Consider the following 22,943-nt stretch of genomic DNA (forward strand, 5'->3'; position numbering starts at 1 on the left):
TGCGCTAGCTCAGTAGTAAGTCAATATTAAATGAACGGTGTTCCATCGCCCTTAGCTTAATAGTCTGTCGCCAATGGCACAGTGGGCTGTTCATCCAATGTATTTAACAGCTGAGCTAACAAACCAGAGGCGCCAAATCTCATATGGGCCGGCGTTAGCCAGTCTTTTCCCATAATACGCGCAGCCAATTGTAAATACTGCTGGGCATCTTGAGTGGTACGCACGCCACCAGCGGCTTTAAAGCCGACGTTTTTCCCGCTATCTCGAATGGCGATAAGCATCAGCTCGGCTGTATCTAAAGTGGCATTCACCGCTACTTTGCCGGTGGAGGTTTTAATAAAATCCGCGCCGCCTTTTATGGCGAGTTCACAGGCTTGAGTGATCAGCGCCGCCGTGGCCAGCTCGCCACTTTCGATAATGACTTTGAATAAGGTTGGCTTAGCTATGCGCGGTTCAACGCACACCGCTTTTACCGCCTGCACCATGGCTAGCCCGAAGTCGCTATCGCCTGCCATGAGTTGCCGATAAGGCAGTACCAAGTCTATCTCTTGGGCACCGGCGGTAATAGCGGCACGAATATCTTGCTCAACGTGTGTGATGCTGTCTAAGCCATGCGGAAAATTAACGACAGTAGCTATGGCCACTTGCTCGCTAAGCCCTAAGGCATGTAAGGCGGAGTGTACTGTATTGATAAACCGCGGATAGACGCAGATGGCGGCTACGCAACCAAAGGGCGTTGCCGCCTGCTGGCAGAGCGCCTGAATGCTGAGCTCGGTGTCATCATCATTAAGGCTGGTTAAGTCCATCATGCTCAGCGCTTGCTTTGCTGCTACCAAGGATAAATTAGGTTTGCTCATGTTCTTCTCCCGCTATTTCTATCAGCATATCAGAATGACCAAAAAGAAAGAGCCGCAAACCCATCGCTACCAGCCAAACAGGCGCTCTATGTTACGATCTAGCTGTATGGCCAAGCTTGTTTCATCTACCTGGCGCAGTCCGGCTAAGGCGGTCAGTACTAGTGGTAGCTGTGCGGGATGATTAGGCTGGCCTTGAAAGCCACATAACGGCATATCAGGAGAGTCGGTTTCTAGCACTAGCGCCTCTACTGGCAAGGCAGCTATGGCTTGGCGGGTTTTATTGGCTCGGGGATAAGTAATGGTCCCCCCAACACCAATATGAATGCCTAACGCCCAAAAGGCCTCAGCCTGTTGCAGAGATCCTGAGAAACCATGTAGCACGCCGCCGACAACGGCATAGCGACGTAGCCACTTTAGAATTCGGTCGTGAGTGCCATGACTGTGCAGGATCACCGGTAGCTGATACTCAATAGCCAACTTAAGTTGCACGATGAAGGCCGCTTCTTGCTGATCTAGCGCCAATGATAAATTCTTATCTAGGCCGATTTCTCCTACCGCTACGCAGCGTTTATCAGCGTTGGCCAACACTAGTGCGGCAGCTAATTGGCTCGGCCAATCCGCCGCCGCCTTAGCCAGCCACCAAGGGTGCAGTCCTAAGCCATAATAAAGCCCAGTATGCGCCTCACACAGGCTGGGCAGAGTCGGCCATTGTGCAGCTTCAATACCAGGGATAACCAACCGATGCACACCCACTGCCTGCGCACGCTGCCAATGCTGCGCTCGGTCTGCCTCGAAGGCTGAAAAGTCAAAATGGCAATGACTGTCGGTAATCCTCATGCAACCTCCTTACACTCACCCGCATCTAAAAAGTATAGAGCTTAAAGATTAAAGACTTTTTCGCCACGGAATACACGGAAGAACACAGAAAAATTAAGCTAAGATAAGCGCGAAAAGGATCTTATTAGTAATACCAATTAAATCACTTTCAGATCTGATCTCTATTTTTCCGTGTATGCCGTGGCAAAAATGTTCTAGGGTTTTAGGCCTTTAGGCCTTTAGGCCTTTAGTTTAGTGTTACGGGTTAGTTAGTCTTCTTTACTCTTCACATAACTACCATAAACACAAACGCCGGCTGCAGCCGGCGTTTTCATGTTCAATCACTAAAGCGCTAAACTTAGTGTTCGCGGGTTTTGCTGAACTCAATATCAGGGTAACGCTCTTGTGTTAAGTTCAGGTTAACCATGGTGGGAGCAATGTAGGTCAGGTTATCGCCGCCGTCCAATGCCAAGTTTTGTGACACTTTACGTTCAAACTCATCTAACTTCTTCGCATTATCACAATAGACCCAACGCGCAGTAGACACGTTAATCGACTCATAAATAGCGTCTACGTTATATTCAGATTTCAAACGAGCCACCACGACATCAAACTGCAATACCCCAACCGCACCCACGATAAGGTCGTTGTTATCCAGCGGGCGGAATAACTGCACCGCGCCCTCTTCCGATAACTGCACTAGGCCTTTCAACAGCTGTTTTTGCTTTAGCGGGTCGCGCAGGCGAATGCGACGGAACAATTCTGGCGCAAAATTAGGAATGCCTGAAAACTTCAAGTCTTCGCCTTGAGTAAAGGTATCGCCAATTTGAATGGTGCCGTGGTTATGCAAACCAATAATATCGCCAGCAAAGGCTTCTTCTGCTCGTTCTCTATCGCCCGCCATAAAGGTGACCGCATCGGAAATATTGATGGTTTTACCAATGCGCACATGCTTCATCTTCATACCTTGATTATAGGTACCCGATACGATGCGCATAAAGGCGATACGGTCACGGTGACGCGGATCCATGTTGGCCTGTATTTTAAACACAAAACCAGTGAATTTTTCTTCGCTGGCCTCAATGTCACGCGCTTCAGTTGCGCGTGGCATCGGCTCCGGTGCCCACTTGCTAAAGCCATCCAACACATGGTCTACACCAAAGTTACCGAGCGCAGTACCAAAATAGACAGGCGTTAGCTCACCGGCTAAAAATAGCGCGTGATCAAACTCGGTAGCAGCACCCACCACCAGCTCAAGTTCTTCACGCAAATCGGCCAACTCTTTGGCATCTAAAATGCTCTCCAGCTCCGGGTTATCCAAGCCTTTGATGATTCTAATGTCTTGAATCGCATGGCCCATGCCGGGCTGATAGAGGGTAATTTCATCATTTTCTAGGTGATAAACACCTTTAAACCACTTACCACTGCCGATGGGCCACGTGATAGGTGCACACATAATCTTAAGTTCGTTCTCTACCTCATCAAGCAGCTCCATGGGGTCGCGAATATCGCGGTCCAGCTTATTGATAAAGGTAACAATGGGCGTGGTACGCAAGCGCGTCACTTCCATTAATTTGCGTGTTCTGTCCTCTACCCCTTTACCGCCATCAATCACCATCAGGCAGGAGTCGACTGCCGTTAACGTACGATAAGTATCTTCCGAGAAATCTTCGTGCCCAGGGGTATCAAGCAGGTTGATCAGACAGTCGTTATAGGGAAACTGCATCACAGAGGTGGTCACCGAAATACCTCGCTCTTTTTCCATCTCCATCCAATCGGACTTGGCGTGTTGGTTAGAGCCACGGCCTTTTACGGTACCAGCACTTTGAATGGCATGGCCGTGCAGTAGTACTTTTTCGGTGATAGTGGTTTTACCCGCATCCGGGTGCGAAATAATGGCGAAAGTACGGCGCTTGGCGACTTCCTGTAGAAACTGCGATGATGACATAGTCGGATTTCTTCTACTTTGATGAAGGAGCGAAGGGCCAACAAACTAAGCCTCACTCGGGGAGTAACAGATAAAACGGCGGCTATTGTCGCTGATCTGCGGCCGATCCTCAATCAACAGTTAAATTTGCATGCTGAAAAATCAATTATGGGTAAGTGCTTCACCACTAGTGTGCTTATAGCTATGATGCGCGCTTTTCAGATTACTCACTATTTTTCATAATTAGATATTAGATGGGGTATTGATGTCGCGCGCTTACTGTTCATGTTGTCAGCTACCACAAAGTGTCTGTTTGTGCGGACACGTAGTCACGCAGGCTTGTCCTCTGCCGGTGATTATTTTACAGCACCCTTTAGAAGCGAAGCACGCAAAAAGCACGGTACCCCTGTTGCGTTTAGCCTTGCCCGATATACAAGTCGAAATCACTGAGCAACTGGCACCTCCGCCGCTTCCACCTGAAGGAGGTTGGTGGCTGCTGTATCCGGGGCCACAGGCGCTTGATCTGGATAGCGAGCAAGGTAAGCAAACCTGTCATCGCATTGGCGGTCTTATCGTACTAGATGGTACCTGGCGTAAAACTCGGCGCTTACTGCACCTTAATCCGTGGTTACGACAATTACCCAGCCTAAGTTTTAGTCAAGCGCCTAACAGTGCCTATGACATTCGCAAGGGTCCAGGTGGGCAAGCGCTGTCAACGCTCGAAAGCGTTAGTCATGTGTTGCATCGTTTGCAACCCAACTTTGCCACCGCGCCTTTACAGGCGTTGCTATTAGCTCGAGTGAGACAATTTGAAACACACATTGCACACACTGCACGAAACAATCAAAAAAATTAAGGCCCGAGCTTTGCGCTAAACTACCGACGATGCTGGCGGAGGTGAGCATAATATATGCAAATATTTAGCACTTTCGATACATTTAAAAAATTACTGCTCACTTGTTCACAAAACCCGCTACAATTACGCTATCTGGCACTAGATGAATGTTTTTTAATCAGTATTGCGTAAATAAAAAGGTCCTCCACCTATAAAAATATAAGCAACTGATAAATAACAATTTAAAGCATGGCCAAATCAAAAAGTAAAATTTTTTTGCAGCTTAAAAACTATTTAACTGTTAAATTCATTGACATTCATCACGAAATTGAAAAAAATCCACACACAAATTGTCAACATTCTGAATTTAAAATAGTATACAATTTGAACGCAAGAAGGCAGCGCATGTGGTCTCAGCCCCCAGCTCATAGCAAGCTGGGCACCTGTTTCGATGCGCTAGGGTCCCAACTAATAAATATGAAACAGAGAAGGTAAGACCATGGAAGCGTATCTGCTGGATTTTGGTAACTTGTTAATAAGATGGCTACACGTCATCGCGGCCATCGCATGGCTAGGTGAGTCTATTTATTTCGTTATGCTAGATAACGGCCTTAAGCCGCCTAAAGGCGAAGCTTGCAAGAAAAAAGGCGTGTTTGGTGAAATGTGGGCGGTGCACGGTGGTGGTTTCTACCACAACCAAAAATATGCAAGCAGCCCAGAAGATCTGCCAGACGATCTGCATTGGTCATTCTGGAAGGCCTACACTACCTGGTTATCAGGTTTTGGTCTGTTCACCCTGTTATACCTGACCAAGCCTAGCTTTTACTTGGTCAACCGTAACAGCCCGTGGGAATGGGCTGCCAATATGACGGGTACGCAAGCCAACATTGCTGCTTTGGCCTTTCTGCTGTTAGGTTGGGTTATCTATAACGAGCTGTGTAAGCGTATCAGCCCCAACATGACCCGCGATGGAATCTTGAGTGTTGCCGTTGCCGTGATGATGGTTGTAGTTGCTTACTTAAGCACGCACATCTTCTCTGGCCGTGCCGCCTTCTTGCTGACCGGTGCAGTGATGGCTACCGCCATGTCTGCCAACGTGTTCTTCTGGATCATCCCAGGCCAGCGTCGCATGGTTAATGCCATGAAGGCCGGTAACAAACCAAACCCAATTGATGGTTTGCGTGGTAAGCAACGCTCAGTACACAACACCTACTTCACTCTGCCAGTGGTGTTGTTGATGCTGAGTAACCACTACGCCTTCACCTTCACTCACTCGCTGTCTTGGGTGATCATGGTGTTGTTCATCTTTGCCGGTGCTCTGATCCGTCAATACTTTGTATTGATGCATGGCGGCAAAATTCGCCCAGGCTACCCAATTGCGGGCGTGGCACTGATTCTGGTTGCTGTGTGGATTGGCGCGCCGACGGCCAAGAAAGCCGTACAGGCACCTGCTCCAGCTCAAACTCAAAGCAGTGTGGTTGCGACCGACGGCACCGTCGTGGAAGCAACAGGCACCGTTGTCGCTGACGCTGCTGGTGACGTGACGCTGGCGCAAGTAGAAACTGTTATGAATAACCGCTGTGTAGAGTGTCATGCAGCCGCCCCAACCAGTGCCATGTTTGCTGCGGCGCCGTTGGGCATAGTGCTGGACTCCCAACAGGAAATCTTGCTGCAAGCTGCTCATATCAAGCAAGTGGTTGCCAACAAGTATATGCCTTTGGGTAACCTGACTCAGATGACTGATGAAGAGCGCGAACTGATTGCTGCCTGGAATGGCCAGTAAGTTAATCGACTCTTATTAAAAAAGGCCCGCCCCGTGCGGGCCTTTTTGTTTATCCCCCCTAAAAAGCTCCAATTTTACTGCTATCTATCCTTTTTCCGCCTAACACCCGCCAATAATGCATAGCAAAAAATTACATTTAAAATCAAACTACAAAATTAATATATCCAAGTTAATATTAAGAATATTTAAGAATACTGAAGATCAACATAACAATGCAGCGCAAAATTTAAGCTACAATCGAAGCCTCGGTTCCACCTGTTGGTTATCCGAGTTATTTTATTCACTCGAGGACTTTGCTGATGAATACATCTCATCTGGATATGTACGAAAAAATCTGCGTTGTTACCGGAGCCGCCAGAGGGTTAGGCCGCACTATCAGTGAGACTCTCGCCAAGGCAGGCGCAAAGCGCGTTTATGCCTGCGATATCAATATGGCACCGGCGGAAAGCTGGATTGGTGATTACCCCAACATCACCGCCATTACTCTGGATGTCTGTAACGCCTCTGCCCTTGCCATTTTGAGCCAACGCATCCTCGATGAACAAGGCCGTGTCGATGTGCTGGTGAATAACGCCGGCATCACCCGTGATGCGCTGCTCGGCAAGATGAGTGAGACCGAGTGGGATCAGGTGCTGGACGTAAACCTGAAAGGCGTCTTCTTGATGACTCAAGCCATGTTGCCGCTGATTAAAGTACACGGCAAAGGCAGCATAGTGAGCATTTCTTCTGTCGTCGGTACTGATGGTAACATTGGCCAAACCAATTATGCGGCCAGCAAGGGCGGCATCATTGCCATGACCAAAGGCTGGGCTAAAGAATTAGTACATGGCGGCGCGCAAATTCGCGCCAACTGTATTGCCCCCGGTTTTATTAATACCGAAATGACTCAGGCCGTACCCGAAAAAGTACTGGAAAAAATGGCGGCTCGTATTCCATTAGGAGCCTTGGGTGAGCCACAAGATATTGCCGAAGGGGTATTGTTTTTAGCCAGTGACCGCGCGCGCTATATCACCGGCCAAGTACTAAAAATAGACGGCGGCTTAGTGCTATAACGGCACTTTTCTCGCTAAACAAAAAAAGCGCAGTAGTCAAAGGCTACCGCGCTTTCTTTAATTTAGCATCGGCAAGAAACTAGTCTGTTATAAAGACTCGCCAGGGAAATGCTCGCTAATACAGCAACATACACAGTTCCATCAATAGCGTGTATTGCCCTAACTTCGTGCTAGCCGCGTGGCGCTGCCGTTAAGTGCAAATTCCGCCGCAGGCGCCGCGCCAGCGCATCAATGGCAATATTTAACGCCGCACACACCAACAGCAGTACCATGGCCCTGTCTAGGCGAAACTCACTAAACGCAGAATCAATAAAGAAGCCCAGCGTAGGAATACCCAACATGCCGAGGATGGCCGTTTCTCGTACTACGTTTTCAAAACGATATAAGCTGTAGGCCATAAAGGGACGATACAGTCGCGGCAATACCTCAAATAGATAGAGATTAACTCCTTTTGGCGCATCCTCTCGCAGCGTTAAGGTATTGAGGTGGTGACCAAGCAGGTGGGCAATAATGGCGCCATTGTGCAAGCCCAGTGCCGCTATGGCCGGCAACATACTCGGCCCCAGCAACAGGGTACCAATAAAGGCCAGTAGGTATTCTGGTAAGGCGCGCATCAGCACTAATCCAAAATGGCTGCTCAACCGCGTAGCGCGGTTACCAAAACGCTGGGAAATAGCCGGAAACCACACTAGCGCCAGCACCGCCATTACCACCAAGGCCAATAACGCCAACACTAACGTATTCAATAAGCCGGGGGCAATTTGCTGGCTCCATAAGTCGTGTAACCAAGGTAACAACTCATTCCACTCTCCCTGGTGCAGCGGGGCGGGTATGATATCTTGGGTAAAAAAGCGCACAATTAACGACCAGTTAAACACCGCCTGTGGTGGCAGCCACCATAATGCAGCACTCAAATACACCGGCAACAATTTCGGTCGCAGCCACCACTTTAGAGTGGCTATCAGTAATACCAGCGCATAAAAGAAACTAGCGGCCTCGGCGTAGTAACCTTGGCGTAGCAAAGACTCTAGGTGATAACCCAAGGTAGGCAGGCCAATAAAACCGAGCACTGCTGAGCTGCGAATTCCGCACTCTAAGCGATAGCCGATGTAGCTGACCATTTGTCGCCAGCACAGCGGCAACTGCACATAACAGAGCCGCGAACACCAGCCGAGCTCTTCTCCTAAATCGACACCCAGCGCCTGCTCAGGGGCGGGGTCAGCCTCTTCAAACAGCTCGCCAAACACCTTGGCAAAGGTGCCCGCATACGGCAAGGCAATGGCTAACACGCCCGTCAGCGGAGAGATGCCTAATAACTGAATAAACAACAGCGCCCAAAATAGCTCGTGCACCGCACGCAAGCCCGCTGCCAAACGGCGCACACTACCACGTCGATAACCAGCGGCCAGCAGCAGCCCTAATACCACACCCAGCGCCACGCCCTGCAAGGCAAACGCCAAGGTATTGGCCAGCGCCGACAACAAGGTGCCAAATGCAGGCCAAGTGGGCTGCAATAACCCTGCCCCCAATCGCGTTAGTTCAAACCAAGGGTCGAAAGTACTAATGGACAAGTCCGCCCACGGCAGACACAGCACTGCCAGCAGCACAAACAACAGACTGCTGTGCAACATGGCACGATTAGGGCGAACAACAGGCATTAGGCGACTTGATATAAGCCGCTGAGATCAGCGGCATTTAGGGTATGCGTTGGCGCATCCAGCACCACTCGCCCCGCCCGCAAACCAATAATTCGCGTGCAGTGCGTAAGTGCTTGCTCAATATTATGCAGTGCTAGCACCACCGTTTTGTGTCGCACGCACAACAGCTGCAGTAGTGCATCGGCTTGGCGCTCATCCAATGCCGATACCGGCTCATCTCCCATAAAAATAGGTCTGTTCTGATACAGGGCACGGCCTAAGTTAACCCGACTTTGCTGGCCGCCAGATAACCGCTCTGCCGACTGCCACAACTGAGATCCGAGCCCAAGGTTATCGGCTAGTTCACCAATTTCAGCCTTGGGCTTCGCCTGCGGCCGCACCAGGTTGGCCAGATTATACCAAACCGAATAGTGCGCTAGCCGGCCCATATAAATGTTATGAAACGTCGATAATACCGGTACTAAACTCGGATTTTGCGGGCACCAAGCCACCTCTTTGGGACGTAATTCGCGCAAGTGACGCAACAAGGTACTCTTGCCAGTGCCTGACTCACCGAGCAGTGCCACTCGCTCACCCTGGTATATTTTTAAGGTAAGATCAGGCAGCACCGGGCTAGCACCATAGCCTAGGTTTTGTCGGTGAAACTGAAACAGGCAGCTGTCGGCGTTCATTCGCACTTGGCATCCATAATTAAATAACAACCATCAATTATTGGGCGTCCACTATTTATCATCCATTATGCCAATGGACACCGCAGTGTCGCGGATCGGGGTATAATCTTGGTTAGTGGCTTTTACGAACCCTGAACGCGGAAACGCCGCCAGCAGCTCAGGATCTGTCATGTCTAATAAGGCTTGCTGCACCTTATCTTTAAAGCCAGCGCCAAAACGTGCATCCACGTCGCCACGAATGGTCCACTGATAATCAGGGTAACTCGGTGAGGCCCAAATCACTTTTACCTTACTGGTATCTATGTTGCCCTTAGCAAGCTCTGCATCCCATACCGCGTAGTTAAGCGCGCCCACTTCAAACGCACCGGACTGCACTAGGCTAATAGTGCGGTTATGATCACCCGAAAAGCCGACCCGCGAAAATAGCTCAGTGGGGGCTTTGTCATAATGCTCGCGCAAGAAGAATTCTGGCATCAGGCGGCCAGAGGTCGAGCCCTTGTCACCAAAGGTAAAGCGCTTGCCGGCTAGCTCTGCAGGTAACTGCTCACTTCTCTCCAACCCCGTGCTGGTGTTGGCAATGATGTAACTCACAAACTCGGTATCTTCTGTGCCCTGCGCGATGGCCTCACTATTGGGGACTAATTCACGCGCCTGCACTCCAGTTAGCCCGCCAAACCAAGCCAGCTGCACCTGATCATTACGAAACGCACTCACTGCGGCTGGGTAGCTTTTTACTGGTATATATTTAACGTCTACCTCAAGCCGCTCACTCAGGTAGTCGGCTATTTTACCGAAGCGCTCAGTAAGGTGGCGCTCATCTTGATCTGGAATAGCAGTAAACACAAACGCCTCTGCTTGTGCAGGCAGCGCTGCGGCTCCCGCCAAACACAACACACTCACACAAGCAGTACGCAGCCGTGACCACGCAGTAGAAGCTAAACAGTCCATGATAATAATCATCCAAAATTAACGGGAGGCAATTATATCCTATATGGACAGCAAGCTGACAGTGGTACGCTTTAAGCCGTCAGAAAAAACCAAATTATAAAACGATTTTTGCTACGCAACAGACAGAGAAAGACAAAAAATAAAGTTTATAACTTATAAAACATAATTGAAATAATCACTTAGATACAAAGAACTAAGAGCACACCGAGCAAGTCGGCACACAACAAGCAGGTTTACACCTAACGTTTCACTCCTTACGGCTTACGGCGCTTAAAACAACCAGCCATTCATCAGAGCCATATAAACGAGGGTGCCGGTTAGAATACTGAGTAAGGCTTGCCGGCGCCATAACTGTAATATTGCCACTATGGCTACCGCGAGAGTTTGCGCATAACCATCGGCTGGTTGGCTCCAATTATGTACATTCATAGCGTACAAGGTTAACAGTACCATCATGGCTACCGGTAAACGGTGACCCAGCATCTGGATGCGCTTGTGGTGAGCAATAAAGCCCCGTGCCATAAAAGGAAAGGCCCGTAAACCAAAAGTGACTGCAGCCATGATCAGGGCACTGATGAGATAATCTAGTTCGCTCATGCTTTCGCCTCCTGTGGCTGTGGCCATGTCAGCAACACCAATACCAGCAGAATAGAGGCAGCCAATAAGAAGTACTCACTTACCCAGATGCCTGCAGCGGCTGCCGCTGCTAGCCCAAGAGCGACGGCTCCCCAGTCTTTTTTAGCGCGTATTTGTTCAACCGCCAACACCGTAAATAAAGCGGTCAGCGCAAAGTCTAATCCTTGCAAGCCCGACGGCAGACCTCGCGCCAGCACCATGCCAATCAGGGTGCCCAACACCCAATAACACTGATTAAATGCAACTATTTTTAACGCCGTCTTACTGTCTTTTACGTGGCCCGAGGCACTTAACAGCGAATAGGTTTCGTCGGTAATGCCGAAGATGAAGTACGGTCGCCCCAACACGCCATTCGGCAGCAGGTGGTACAAGGAAAGGCCATAAAATAAATGCCGAAAGTTCACTAACAGCGAAGCCACCGCCAAATCAATCCAGCCAATGCCCGCCGCCAGCATGCCAACCGCCAGATATTGCAGCGCCCCCGCATACACAATAATGCTCATCAATGGTGCCCAATACCAAGTGAGTTCGGCATCCACCCACAGCACGCCAAATACGGCCCCAAGAGGTAAATAGCCCATCATCACGGGAAAAGTAAGCGATAAGGCGCCCTGCCTGCTGGTCATTTGCTTTCCTTAATAGCGATAAAGTGCTAAAAAATAAGGGATTTACCTGTGTTTGGCAAGGTAATGACCATAGTGATAGCGAGGCCTATCTATTTTATGCTCATTAAGTGGTGGATAGCTGCCACTCAGTTGTCTTAGCATCACTCGCCCCGTAATTTCTTTAGCCTGTTCTCTATAGAAGGATGAGTTGAAAAAATAGAGTCCCCTTTGCTGAATATATACGCTGCGGCTCGATACTTCTCGGTATAAGACTGCTCGTCTTTTTTATAATTTTCATGAACGTCGTAATCACCTGAAATCTTCTGTAATGCAGAGATCATGGCTTGGTTATCACCCGTCAACCTCACTGATGCCGCATCCGCCATATACTCTCGGGTGCGAGAAAGATAAAGGTAGAGTACTTGAGTGACAATCGGCAGTACGAAATTCAGCACCAGCAAAATCATCCTCGCCTTATTCGCACTTTTATTTTGACTACGAGAAAAGAAAAACACTCGAGTAAACACATTAGTAATGGTGAGTATCACATTCGCCAAAATGCCGACATAAAGCGTTAACTTAGAGTCACCATGCAATATGTGCCCCACCTCATGAGCAATAACCGCTTGCACTTCACTACGAGTAAGCTTGCTTAATAGGCCAGAAGTCACCGCAACCAAGGCGTTGTTTTTGCTCCAACCTGCCGCAAAGGCATTCATTTGCTCAGTCTCCATGATGAAGACCTTAGGGGTGTAGCCAAGGTTGGCACTAATCGCCATTTCCTCGACCATATTGACCACTCTTCTATCTTCATAAGACAAGGTACTATCGGGGACTAGCTCTCGATAAGTGGATCCTGACAGCATTAACTTATGCCCAAACTTACTGATAATGAAAATACCGATTAAGGTAAGCGAAAAAATGCCCAGTGTGATGTAGGGAGTTTCAGCAAAGGTAATATACAGCTGCATATCATGAAGCAGCCCCACTTCAGATAAAGGCCGAATAGAAATGTCGGCTAATAGTCCAATTACAATCATGATGACAATGTAGCTACAGACCACCAACTTAGTTTTTCTATTGTTAACAGTAATTGACTCTCTAAAATCCATAGTTTTTTACTTTTTAAGAAAAAATTCAAACAAAAAAGCCCCGCATGGGGCTTGTTATTAAAACTGAACTCTACGCGCTTCTTCGGTCTTTATAGTTTCTTCATCTAAAGACCAATAAATAAAGGTTTTATTTAAACTACTAAATACACTAGGTATAATCAGCCCAGGAAAACTCCCTTTAGCCACATTGTATCGCTCAATAGCATTATTAAAGGCTTTTTTAGCAAAGGTCAGTTTATTTTCGGTGGACACAATCTCTTCTTGCAGCTGCATCATGTTGCGATCGGCTTTCAACTCGGGGTAACTTTCTACTGCGATGTTAAGAGAGCCACTGCTCACGACTTTAGACAACTCATCTTGTGCATTTTTTACTTCTTGTGATGAAACGGTCGGATCCAGTGTTTGCGATCGCAATGCCGTCACCTTGGTAAACACCTCACTTTCATGTTCCATGTAGCGCTTCACTGCAGAGATCAAGCTGTCAAACACCTTGCCCCGCCGATCTAACTGCACTGATATTTCTTTTTCAGAGTTATTCACCGCCTCGATCAATTTAACGAAATTGTTATAAGCGGCTATGCCCCATATAACAATCACAACCAAGACTGCGATTAATATAAATTCCATAAGCCTTTACTCGACTAAAGATAAAGTGAATATTTAGTATACGCACCGCCGTTAAAATAGCCAAACGTAAGCCGCCACTCATTAGCATGTTTAACACTAAGACTTAACTCATGTGATTATAGAGTAAAGCACCATTACGCTAAGTTATCTTTAGAGATGAAAAAGGGAGCCGAAGCTCCCTTTTATATTCTGTTTATTACCGAACCAATTACAGCGCCTTGAGGATGTTATCCACGCTGTCTTTGGCATCGCCAAACAGCATGACGCTGTTATCCTTGAAGAACAGCGGGTTTTGCACCCCGGCATACCCGGTGTTCATCGAGCGTTTGAACACCACTACCTGCTGTGCTTTCCACACTTCCAGTACCGGCATGCCGGCAATAGGGCTGGCTGGATCTTCTGCCGCAGACGGGTTAACGGTGTCGTTCGCGCCGATCACCAACACGGTATCGGTATCGCTGAAATCGTCGTTGATTTCATCCATTTCCAATACGATGTCGTAGGGTACTCGGGCTTCTGCCAACAACACGTTCATGTGCCCAGGCAATCGCCCAGCTACTGGGTGAATACCAAAGCGCACTTTAACGCCCGCCGCTTGTAGCTTAGACACTAACTCAGCCACCGGATATTGAGCCTGAGCCACCGCCATGCCGTAGCCTGGGGTGATAATCACCGATTGTGAGTTTTTCAGTATGTCAGCCACATCTTCGGCGTTCATTTCCGTGTACTCGCCCTCTTCCTCTTCACCACCGCTGCTCACGGCGCCGTCGGAACCAAAGCCACCGGCGATGACCGAAATAAACGAGCGGTTCATTGCTTTACACATGATGTAAGACAGAATGGCACCGCTTGAGCCTACCAAAGCACCGGTGACAATTAGTAAGTCGTTTGACAGCATAAAGCCCGCTGCCGCCGCTGCCCAACCCGAGTAAGAGTTCAGCATCGAGATAACTACCGGCATGTCCGCACCACCGATGCTGGCCACTAAATGCCAACCAAAGGCCAGTGCAATTAGGGTCATCACCAATAACGGGAAGGTGGAGCCTTCTACCTGCACAAACCAAATCAGCAACAGTGCTGATACCACTAGCGCCAGCAAATTCAGCTTATGGCGATGAGGCAGCTGCAACGCCTTGGAGGAGATCAAACCACGCAACTTGCCAAAGGCCACAATGGATCCGGTAAAGGTGACTGCACCAATAAACACACCCAAAAAGACTTCGGTATTGTGAATATTAAGCATGGCACCCAATAATGGCTCATGATCCAGATAGGTGTTAACGCCGACAAACACCGCCGCCAGCCCGACGAAACTGTGCAAGATGGCGATCAGTTCCGGCATCTCGGTCATTTCCACTTTAAGTGCCAAGCGAATACCGATGGCCGCACCAATGGCCATAGCCACTATGATCCAGCCAAGGCCGGTGACCTCGGGGTTGAAAATGGTGGCCAGCAGGGCGATGGTCATGCCCGCAATACCATACCAGTTACCAGCCCTAGCCGATTCTTGCTTGGATAAACCGCCTAGGCTCAAAATAAAGAGCACGGCGGCAATAAGATAAGACGCAGTTACAAGTCCTTGTGACATTTCTATTAGCCCTTCCTAAACATCTTCAGCATACGGTGTGTCACGGTAAAACCGCCAAACACGTTAATTGACGCTATCAGTATTGCCACAAAGGCCAGAAAACTGACAAAGCCACCGCCTCCTACCTGAGACAAAGCACCCACCACGATAATCCCCGAGATGGCGTTGGTCACCGACATCAAAGGCGTATGCAGGGAATGAGAGACGTTCCACACCACGTAATAGCCAACAACACAGGCCAGTACAAATACGGTGAAGTGAGACAGAAACTCCGCCGGTGCCACGGCTGCCAGCCAAGCGAACAGCAAGACGCCAACGCCGCCTAAGTAGTACTTGAGGTTGCTCGGTTGCTTGGCGTGAGGCTCGACCTTAGGCTGTGCCTGAGCGGCCGCCTTGGGTGCGGCAGACACGCTGATGGCCGGCGGCGGGAAGGTCACTTCGCCATCTTTGACCACGGTCATGTTGCGCAGCACTACGTCGTCGAAATCAACGTTAATATTGCCGTCTTTTTCTTTACTCAACAGCTTGGCCAAGTTCACCAAGTTGGTGGCATACAAGGTGGAAGACTGAGTGGGTAAACGGCCATTAAGATCGGTAAACCCAATAATTTTAACGCCATTGTCGGCTACAAACAGCTCTCCGGGCTTGGTTAGCTCACAGTTACCGCCATTTTGTGCTGCTAAATCGACAATCACCGAGCCAGGCTGCATATTGGCCACCATGTCGGCGGTAATCAGCTTAGGTGCCGGTCTGCCAGGAATAAGCGCGGTGGTTATAATGATGTCGACTTCTTTGGCTTGCTGCATAAACAGCGCCATTTCGGCATCAATAAACGCCTGACTCATCTCTTTGGCGTAACCGTCTGTTGAGTCAGAGTCTTCTTCGTAATCCAACTCTAAAAACTCACCGCCCATGGAGTTAATCTGTTCTTTTACCTCGGGCCGAGTATCGAAGGCGCGCACGATAGCACCCAATGACCCTGCGGTGCCAATGGCCGATAAGCCCGCGACACCGGCGCCAATCACCAATACTTTAGCCGGGGGGACCTTGCCTGCAGCGGTGATTTGACCGGTAAAAAAGCGACCAAATTCATGTGCCGCTTCAACCACTGCGCGATAACCGGCAATGTTCGCCATTGAAGACAACGCATCCAGCGACTGTGCACGAGAAATACGTGGCACCATGTCCATGGCCAGTACGGTAACGCCTTTATTTTTTAGTTGCTCGACCAACTCGGGGTTTTGCGCCGGCCAAATAAAGCTCACCAGCGTAGTACCGGCTTGCAGCAGTTCAATTTCATCGCTGCTTGGCGCATTAACCTTATAAATAATAGCGGCTTGCCACACCTCATTGGCATCCACCAAGGTGGCGCCTGCTGCTTGATAAGCGCTATCGTCAAAGCTGGCCAAACTACCTGCACCCTGCTCGATGCACACCTCAAACCCCAGTTTGCGTAGCTGCTCTACCGACTTGGGACTTGCTGCCACCCGAGTCTCGCCGCTAAGCGTTTCCTTTGGAATTGCGATTAACATAATACATCCCTAATTAATGTTGATATAACCACCAAAATTGCTGCTGGTGTGAAGTGAACTATTTATTCACTATCTCGTCACTATGCCAGCAGCCTTTATGTGGGTGTTCTTGGCTAAATACAGTGCTTAATTTAGCTATACTGTACGCTACGTTTATCCACCTTATAGCGACGCGTCGATGTGTTTTAAGCCATCAACAACCTTGGTTGTCTTTAAGCAAAAAAAGCGTAATAAGCTCATAAAGTTGCATAACAATAACGTAACCGCTAAAACACTATACGTTTATCTTCAGTGGAAAATAAAACTCTTTTTACGCCTTACTGCCACTTGCTCTCTTACGTTAACATTGATTGCAGAATAAGATGACAGCGTTTTCGCGCCAGCGATCACAAAAGACAAGGCTGCCCCCCTCTTTGACTGACTAACACTGACCCCATACATTACGGCCAGCTAATTAGCTGGCCGTAATGTAAAAACAAGATGAAACACCGTAACCTTTTAGCTTCAACATCGCATTTACTTATGCTATTTCACCAACAAATACCAATAGGCAAACAGTAGATTAAAGCCGGCAAAAAACAAAATTCCCACCCAGCTTAACGCGACCATGCCGCGTCCCAAACGAAAGCGCTCCGGCACCAAGGGTAACTTCATCAAACGATAGTTTAACCAAGCAAACACTAAAGCACTGATAAAGGCAGAAATCATCGCCAGCTCTAGCATGGCCAGCAGCGCCCCTTTAAAAAACATAATGATGAAGGCACTAATAATGCCCATGGCAATCATCAAGGGATAGGTATAGCGACTGCCGGTGCCAGTAGGGCCACTGCCTTGCGGCTGACCCAACTGCACAAAACATTCGCTTAAAGCTCGGCTGTAGCCGTCTAGTACCGTGACGGTCGTGGAAAACATGCATAAAAACGCAATCAGTGCGATCAGCCAGCGGCTCCATTCGCCTATCACACTGGCATAAACATTCACTAACTGATGGGCAAAGCCAATACCCGAGGTGGCAAGGCTAGTGCCGCTGCCATGTAACACTAAGGCGCCCAATGCCACAAAAGCCAGCGCCAACAAGGTAGAAGTAATGTAGCCGACATTAAAATCGACCAGTGCATCTTTATAATCTAGGCTGCTGTTTAGCTCTTTTTTCTGCCGTAGCCACACACTATTCCAAGTCGAAAGCTCAATGGGGGCCGGCATCCAGCCCATTAGCGCCACAAGAAAACCTACCGAGGCCATATTCCACGGGCTAGGTGATACAAAGTCCGGTGGCGCTACCCCTCCTTTATTTAGTGCGATACAAACCGCGGTTACGGTAGCCACCGCCAAACCAATAATAACCCACTTGGCAACCTTATCGAGTGTCTTGTAATGGCCGGTAATCAAGAACACTAAGGAACCGGCCAGCACGATCATACTCAGCTGAGTCACTGTTAGACTTTCGCCAACAAACAAGCCTAAAATACTGCCACACAACATAGCTACACCAGCAGTACTGATTACCGCAGCCACTAGATTTAGGGCAGTAAACAAATAAAGGTAACCACGGCCGATGCGATCGTAACCTTGTATTAAGGTTTCATCTGCCGCCATGGTGTAGCGAGCGCCAATTTGAAAAAACGGATATTTAAGCAGATTCACCAATAAGATAAGCCCCACCAACTGCCAACCATAAATGGCGCCAGCCTGAGTTGAGGCCACTAAATGCGAACCACCAATGGCAGCGGCAGCCCCCAAAATACCGGGGCCCAATATTTGCATATAGTGACTTATGCTGCGGACATCACTTTTTGCGATATCAATTGACTCTGCCATCTTTATATCCTGCCTATTCACGTTGCTATTTACATAAAAAAAGATGTAAAAGGCCACAAGACAACGGATAAATCAACTGGTTTCGATATTAACCAGAGCCATCATTTAATATAAAAACCTAAAAAAATATTTAATTTAAGGCTTTAAATCCAAACCAAAGGGCGAAGCCAATAACATATCCTAATGTTCAGCCAGATGCCTTATATTGCACGGTATGGTTTATTTAGCATTTTTCACTACTCATCACCCCAAGCCGTGCCTGACAACCACAGTCCGGCTACCGGTTGACTGCCTTGCAAGGTAAAGGGAATAGACTCATTGCGCCCGGATTTAACAATTTGTAACGCCAAGTGCAGATGGGGCCCAGAGCTGTAGCCCGTATTGCCCGATGCTGCAACCCGCTGCCCCACTTTAACTCGGTCCCCTTTGCGCACTCGTAGCGACCCAGTTTGCAGGTGAGCATACAACGTCATACTGCCATCGGCATGGCGCAAACGCAGGTGGTTGGACTTACCGCGGTATTGTGGTGCCAAACCGCCCCCAACATGGCTATCTACCGCTGCCATTACCACTCCATCTCGAGTGGCGTATAACGCTGTACCCACGGGCAAGGCAATATCCAGCGCATAACGGTTGGACAACTTGTTGTGACTAAAGTCGCCATTAAATCCTTGAGCAATACGGTAACGTCCCACTATCGGTGAAGCCAAATCATGGTGGGCAGAAAAATAAGAACCAACTCTTTTATTGTTAGCAAAATCGGCAGGAAGCTTGATCTGTCGGGCGTTAAACTTGCTAGATGTCGCAGCTTGAACTGGTGTACTAGGCTCGCCGCCATAGGAAAAATCATAGTGATAGCGCCAATCGCCACGGCCTTGTGCCGATAGTTTACCAATAAATGACTCTTTCTTGGCCGGCAATGTCAGTATCTGCTGCATTTGCTGAGGAATTACGAGATTGTGCTGCTGAGAAAAGCGAAAGGTAAGATCTACGGCACTTAGAAGCCGATTTAAGGCAAAAAAGTAATGGCCGTCAGGCTTCTCGACGACCCGTACGAGTACACCGTCACGATTAAAGCTGTGCTCTTTACCGTTGGTAGGCAACGTTTTTACGGCATAATTTTGATTATCAGTATAGTGCACCATGCCATTGGCATCTAGATAACGGTATACGTCTGCCTGAGCAGGCAAAGAACACAGTAACAAGCTACCGAGCCCGCCTACACTAAACCAAATGCGCAACGGTGCTATCCATGAACTTTTCATGCTTTCATCCTTGAAAGAGTGTGCCGTTAAGTATAGGAACAACAAGACTATTTTTTAGTTTTAATTCCATGAGCACCGCGTCTTCATCGCCAGCAGCGCTTTGATAATAATGTCGCCTACGCCCATTCTCTTGATAGCCGCTGGCTAAATATAGCGCCTGAGCCGCAGAGTTAGACGCTCTAACTTCAAGCCAACATTGGCTAACAGCAAACTGTTCGCAATGTTGTAAGTAGTAACTCATCAGCAGCCGACCGAACCCTTGCCCCTGTAGCTCGGGTGCAACACAAATATTCATCAGCGTGCTTTCATCAAGAATACGGTCGGCAATAAAATAGCCCAATAACCGTCCCCCCCCCGACACAGACTCCGCTGCTTTCTGTAAGGGCTGCCATAACGAACCTGTAAAATAGCGCTCACCAAAGCTCTCCGCTAGCAGATTGCGGCTCCAAGGATGAGCATGGGCCGCTTGCTCGATCAACTGCATGGTATCTAAATCGTCAGCAGTTAGTGGGCGAAATAAAGGTGACATAAGCAGCTCCACAGTGCTTTTTTTTCCGTTGCAGATAAAGGTAAGCTGGTATGCCAGCTAAAACGTTCGGCACTGCAGGTGAGGTTTAGACCCAACAAGATAGGAGCCGAAGGTTGATCGGCAGCCAACCAAGCGGCCTCATCCATGATCTGCAACTGAGTATCGCTAAGGCCTAAGGACTGCATTAAGTCTCGAGTCATTACTGAAGATAATATTTTGCCTTGGCCAATCACAATAAGTACGTCGGCGCTGGCCACAGAGGGTGCAGGGGCAAAGGGCAATCGCTCGGGGTGAGCACAATGCCAAGCAGGTAATGCCAATAATTGCCAAAGCTGTGCTTGGTTCGGCGTCATTTAGCTACTCCAAAACGCAAAAAGCCAGCTGTTAAGCTGGCTTTTGCAAGAAGTTGGCAGGGGTGGAGGGACTCGAACCCCCAGCCGTCGGTTTTGGAGACCGCCGTTCTACCAATTGGAACTACACCCCTGCAATACGAAGCGAATTATAGAGATACTGGCTTAAAGGTAAAGTGCTATTTGCTATAAACTGGTTTGTTCGCTTATCTTTTCACCATATTCACGCGATATTTTGCTTATGGCACACATTTCTTTATAATCTGCATGATTCGCAAGCGCTTGGAGTGACCAATAAATGCTCATTGTTGTTTCTAAACAATTTGCTCTGTTAAGAGCCACAGATCTTAGTGGCGGTCATGGTGATCGCGTTTGCAATCAATTAGCGCTAATAGCCCCATATTGGGGCTTTTTTGTGGCCCTCTCCCTACACCTGCAAGAGCGTTGCTGATGGCAAATCCACTATATCAAAAGCACATAATCTCTATCACCGATTTCACTCGTTCCGAGTTGGAATTGGTCATAGATACCGCGGTAAAACTTAAATCTCAGCCTCATCCCGAGGTACTACAGCATCAAGTAGTAGCCAGTTGTTTTTTTGAGGCTTCTACCCGCACCCGCTTATCATTTGAAACCGCCATCCAGCGTTTGGGCGGCTCGGTAATCGGTTTTTCTGATAGCACTAGTACTTCGCTGGCCAAAAAAGGGGAGACGCTGGCCGACTCAGTCAAAGTCATCAGCTCATATTGTGATGCCTTTATTATGCGCCACCCTCAAGAAGGTGCTGCCCGCTTAGCGGCCGAGTTTTCTTCTGTGCCGGTGATTAATGCCGGCGATGGTTCAAATCAGCATCCTACGCAAACCCTGTTGGACTTATTCAGTATCTACGAGACGCAAGGCACCTTGCAGGGGCTCACCATTGCCTTTGTCGGTGACCTTAAATATGGCCGCACCGTACACTCTTTAACTCAAGCCTTAAGCTTATTTGGCTGCAAATTTTACTTTATTGCGCCTCAAGCTCTAGCTATGCCAGATTACTTGTGTGATGAGTTAATCGACAAAGGCATCAACTTCGAAATATGCGACAGCATGGAAGAAGTGATGGACGAGCTCGATATTATCTATATGACGCGAGTACAAAAAGAGCGTTTCGACGAGGCAGAGTATGTGCATGTAGCATCAAAATATGTGCTGACACCCGCCGTACTCAACGGCGCGAAAGACAGCCTTAAAGTACTTCACCCGCTACCGCGCATCGATGAAATTGCGGTTGAGGTAGATGACACCCCTTATGCATATTATTTTCAACAAGCAGAAAACGGCGTTTACGCACGCCAAGCTCTGCTTGCGCTGGTGTTAAGCGAGAGTCTGCTATGAAAGACATGATAAATAAAAGCCAACTCCAAGTGGAAGCCATCAATCATGGCACCGTTATTGACCATATTCCGGCCGGCCAAGGCATTAAGATTTTGCAATTGTTTGGCTTGATTAAAAATAAAGAAAGAATCACCGTCGGCCTTAACCTACCGTCGGTCGCGTTGGGCAGCAAAGACATCATTAAAGTAGAAAATACCTGGCTTTCTGCCGAGCAAGCAAACCAACTAGCTCTGTTTGCACCAGACGCCACGGTTAACTTAATTGAAGACTTTGAAGTAGGTGAGAAGCTACAACTGCAATTACCTGAGCAAGTTGAAGGGGTATTCTCGTGCCCTAACTCGAACTGCATTAGCCACAACGAACAAGTGAGCAGTAAGTTCAAGGTGCGCGCAGTTAAAAGACAGGTACGTTTTCGCTGCAACTACTGTGAAAAGTCCTTCCATCAAGACTTTATGACGTTCTAAAAAACAGCTTTAAGCCGTCATCCATAAGCGGTCAACTAAAGAAAATCCAAAGCCAAGATCTGAGTCAAGGTCTTGGCTTTTTTATGCCGGCATGACGCCCCCGGTATTTAAGCCCTTCGGGCAGCTTTAAACCGCAGCTATACGCCGTAAGCAAAGGACAAACACCGCTCTTTGTTGGTTCTTGCCCTATGCCATCTTACTGGGCTCGCCACGGAATCCACAGAACCCACGGAAAAATAGAGATCAGATCTGAAAGGGCCAAAGCTATATAAGGGGTAAGAGCCAAACCACCGACACCATCAGTAAGCAAGGGCTGGCTCTCACCATGAAATATCTGAGTCACTCGTCGATTTTATCCCAGCTTAATTTTTCCGTGCCTTCTGCGTTCTTCCGTTGCAAAAAGGTTTGGTCTGTGACTTTGGCTTGCCTCTTTACTGTTTAGTTTTAATGTTGCCAAAGCCACATCTGCAAGCCAAGCTATAACCATCGCTTT

21 protein-coding genes and 1 tRNA gene are annotated in these 22,943 nt (G+C 48.4%); 5 read left to right on the top strand and 17 right to left on the bottom strand.

What is annotated here, in order from left to right:
* Positions 1–56 precede the first annotated feature (56 nt).
* From deoC to prfC, 3 genes are all read right to left on the bottom strand, one after another.
* Positions 57–857, bottom strand: coding sequence for a deoxyribose-phosphate aldolase (deoC, locus tag ACFQ1C_RS12110; RefSeq protein ID WP_379558876.1), 801 nt, complete (start codon positions 855–857; stop codon positions 57–59).
* Between the two features lie 66 nt (positions 858–923).
* Positions 924–1,694 carry a TatD family hydrolase gene (locus ACFQ1C_RS12115; RefSeq protein ID WP_379558877.1) on the bottom strand — a complete coding sequence of 257 codons (771 nt, stop codon included), beginning with the start codon at positions 1,692–1,694 and terminating at the stop codon, positions 924–926.
* A gap of 337 nt (positions 1,695–2,031) precedes the next feature.
* Complete coding sequence (gene prfC / locus ACFQ1C_RS12120) at positions 2,032–3,621, bottom strand: peptide chain release factor 3 (RefSeq protein ID WP_379558878.1); 1,590 nt, start codon at positions 3,619–3,621, stop codon at positions 2,032–2,034.
* Positions 3,622–3,865: 244 nt separating this feature from the next.
* Between prfC and ACFQ1C_RS12125 the strand changes: the two genes are divergently transcribed.
* The 3 genes from ACFQ1C_RS12125 (at position 3,866) to fabG (ending at position 7,270) form a co-directional block, all read left to right on the top strand.
* Complete coding sequence (locus ACFQ1C_RS12125; protein WP_379558879.1) at positions 3,866–4,456, top strand: tRNA-uridine aminocarboxypropyltransferase; 591 nt, start codon at positions 3,866–3,868, stop codon at positions 4,454–4,456.
* Positions 4,457–4,934: 478 nt separating this feature from the next.
* The gene (locus ACFQ1C_RS12130) at positions 4,935–6,218 is read left to right on the top strand and encodes a urate hydroxylase PuuD (RefSeq protein WP_379558880.1); all 1,284 of its coding nucleotides are present in this window, start codon (positions 4,935–4,937) and stop codon (positions 6,216–6,218) included.
* Positions 6,219–6,517: 299 nt separating this feature from the next.
* Positions 6,518–7,270, top strand: coding sequence for a 3-oxoacyl-ACP reductase FabG (fabG, locus tag ACFQ1C_RS12135; RefSeq protein WP_379558881.1), 753 nt, complete (start codon positions 6,518–6,520; stop codon positions 7,268–7,270).
* 170 nt (positions 7,271–7,440) lie between these two features.
* Here the strand turns inward: fabG and ACFQ1C_RS12140 are convergent, their stop codons facing one another.
* The 14 genes from ACFQ1C_RS12140 to ACFQ1C_RS12205 all read right to left on the bottom strand — a co-directional run bounded on the left by ACFQ1C_RS12140 (position 7,441) and on the right by ACFQ1C_RS12205 (position 20,743).
* Entirely contained in the window at positions 7,441–8,928 is a 1,488-nt protein-coding gene (locus ACFQ1C_RS12140; RefSeq protein ID WP_379558882.1) for a PhnE/PtxC family ABC transporter permease, read from the bottom strand.
* Positions 8,928–9,599 (bottom strand): ATP-binding cassette domain-containing protein, encoded by a 672-nt coding sequence (locus tag ACFQ1C_RS12145; protein WP_379558899.1) that lies wholly within the window; start codon positions 9,597–9,599, stop codon positions 8,928–8,930. The genes ACFQ1C_RS12140 and ACFQ1C_RS12145 overlap by 1 nt, the downstream gene beginning before the upstream one ends.
* A gap of 51 nt (positions 9,600–9,650) precedes the next feature.
* Positions 9,651–10,547: a putative selenate ABC transporter substrate-binding protein gene (locus ACFQ1C_RS12150; RefSeq protein WP_379558883.1), complete on the bottom strand. Its 897-nt coding sequence runs from the start codon at positions 10,545–10,547 to the stop codon at positions 9,651–9,653.
* 270 nt (positions 10,548–10,817) lie between these two features.
* Positions 10,818–11,144 carry a branched-chain amino acid transporter permease gene (locus tag ACFQ1C_RS12155; RefSeq protein WP_379558884.1) on the bottom strand — a complete coding sequence of 109 codons (327 nt, stop codon included), beginning with the start codon at positions 11,142–11,144 and terminating at the stop codon, positions 10,818–10,820.
* Positions 11,141–11,809 (bottom strand): AzlC family ABC transporter permease, encoded by a 669-nt coding sequence (locus tag ACFQ1C_RS12160; protein WP_379558885.1) that lies wholly within the window; start codon positions 11,807–11,809, stop codon positions 11,141–11,143. Before ACFQ1C_RS12160 ends, ACFQ1C_RS12155 begins: the two co-directional genes overlap by 4 nt.
* Positions 11,810–11,949: 140 nt before the next feature.
* Positions 11,950–12,900 carry a zinc metalloprotease HtpX gene (gene htpX, locus ACFQ1C_RS12165; RefSeq protein ID WP_379558886.1) on the bottom strand — a complete coding sequence of 317 codons (951 nt, stop codon included), beginning with the start codon at positions 12,898–12,900 and terminating at the stop codon, positions 11,950–11,952.
* 57 nt (positions 12,901–12,957) lie between these two features.
* On the bottom strand, positions 12,958–13,527 hold the full coding sequence (locus ACFQ1C_RS12170) for a LemA family protein (protein WP_379558887.1): 570 nt from the start codon (positions 13,525–13,527) through the stop codon (positions 12,958–12,960).
* Between the two features lie 208 nt (positions 13,528–13,735).
* Positions 13,736–15,115, bottom strand: a complete 1,380-nt coding sequence (gene pntB, locus ACFQ1C_RS12175; protein WP_379558888.1) for a Re/Si-specific NAD(P)(+) transhydrogenase subunit beta — start codon at positions 15,113–15,115, stop codon at positions 13,736–13,738.
* Positions 15,116–15,120: 5 nt separating this feature from the next.
* A complete protein-coding gene (locus ACFQ1C_RS12180) occupies positions 15,121–16,647 on the bottom strand; it encodes a Re/Si-specific NAD(P)(+) transhydrogenase subunit alpha (RefSeq protein ID WP_379558889.1) in 1,527 nt (508 codons plus the stop codon).
* 525 nt (positions 16,648–17,172) lie between these two features.
* Positions 17,173–18,465 (bottom strand): NRAMP family divalent metal transporter, encoded by a 1,293-nt coding sequence (locus ACFQ1C_RS12185; RefSeq protein ID WP_379558890.1) that lies wholly within the window; start codon positions 18,463–18,465, stop codon positions 17,173–17,175.
* 236 nt (positions 18,466–18,701) lie between these two features.
* The gene (locus ACFQ1C_RS12190; protein ID WP_379558891.1) at positions 18,702–19,730 is read right to left on the bottom strand and encodes a peptidoglycan DD-metalloendopeptidase family protein; all 1,029 of its coding nucleotides are present in this window, start codon (positions 19,728–19,730) and stop codon (positions 18,702–18,704) included.
* A 4-nt stretch (positions 19,731–19,734) separates the two neighbouring features.
* Complete coding sequence (rimI, locus tag ACFQ1C_RS12195) at positions 19,735–20,259, bottom strand: ribosomal protein S18-alanine N-acetyltransferase (protein WP_379558892.1); 525 nt, start codon at positions 20,257–20,259, stop codon at positions 19,735–19,737.
* Positions 20,235–20,612 carry a hypothetical protein gene (locus ACFQ1C_RS12200; RefSeq protein WP_379558893.1) on the bottom strand — a complete coding sequence of 126 codons (378 nt, stop codon included), beginning with the start codon at positions 20,610–20,612 and terminating at the stop codon, positions 20,235–20,237. Before ACFQ1C_RS12200 ends, rimI begins: the two co-directional genes overlap by 25 nt.
* A 54-nt stretch (positions 20,613–20,666) precedes the next feature.
* A tRNA-Trp gene (locus tag ACFQ1C_RS12205) sits at positions 20,667–20,743 on the bottom strand.
* Between the two features lie 316 nt (positions 20,744–21,059).
* Between ACFQ1C_RS12205 and pyrB the strand changes: the two genes are divergently transcribed.
* A complete protein-coding gene (gene pyrB, locus ACFQ1C_RS12210; RefSeq protein WP_379558894.1) occupies positions 21,060–21,986 on the top strand; it encodes an aspartate carbamoyltransferase in 927 nt (308 codons plus the stop codon).
* A gap of 5 nt (positions 21,987–21,991) precedes the next feature.
* On the top strand, positions 21,992–22,450 hold the full coding sequence (pyrI, locus tag ACFQ1C_RS12215) for an aspartate carbamoyltransferase regulatory subunit (protein ID WP_379558900.1): 459 nt from the start codon (positions 21,992–21,994) through the stop codon (positions 22,448–22,450).
* Positions 22,451–22,943: the final 493 nt, after the last annotated feature.

The sequence above is a fragment of the Oceanisphaera ostreae genome (assembly GCF_042676125.1).
GTDB lineage: Bacteria > Pseudomonadota > Gammaproteobacteria > Enterobacterales > Aeromonadaceae > Oceanimonas > Oceanimonas ostreae.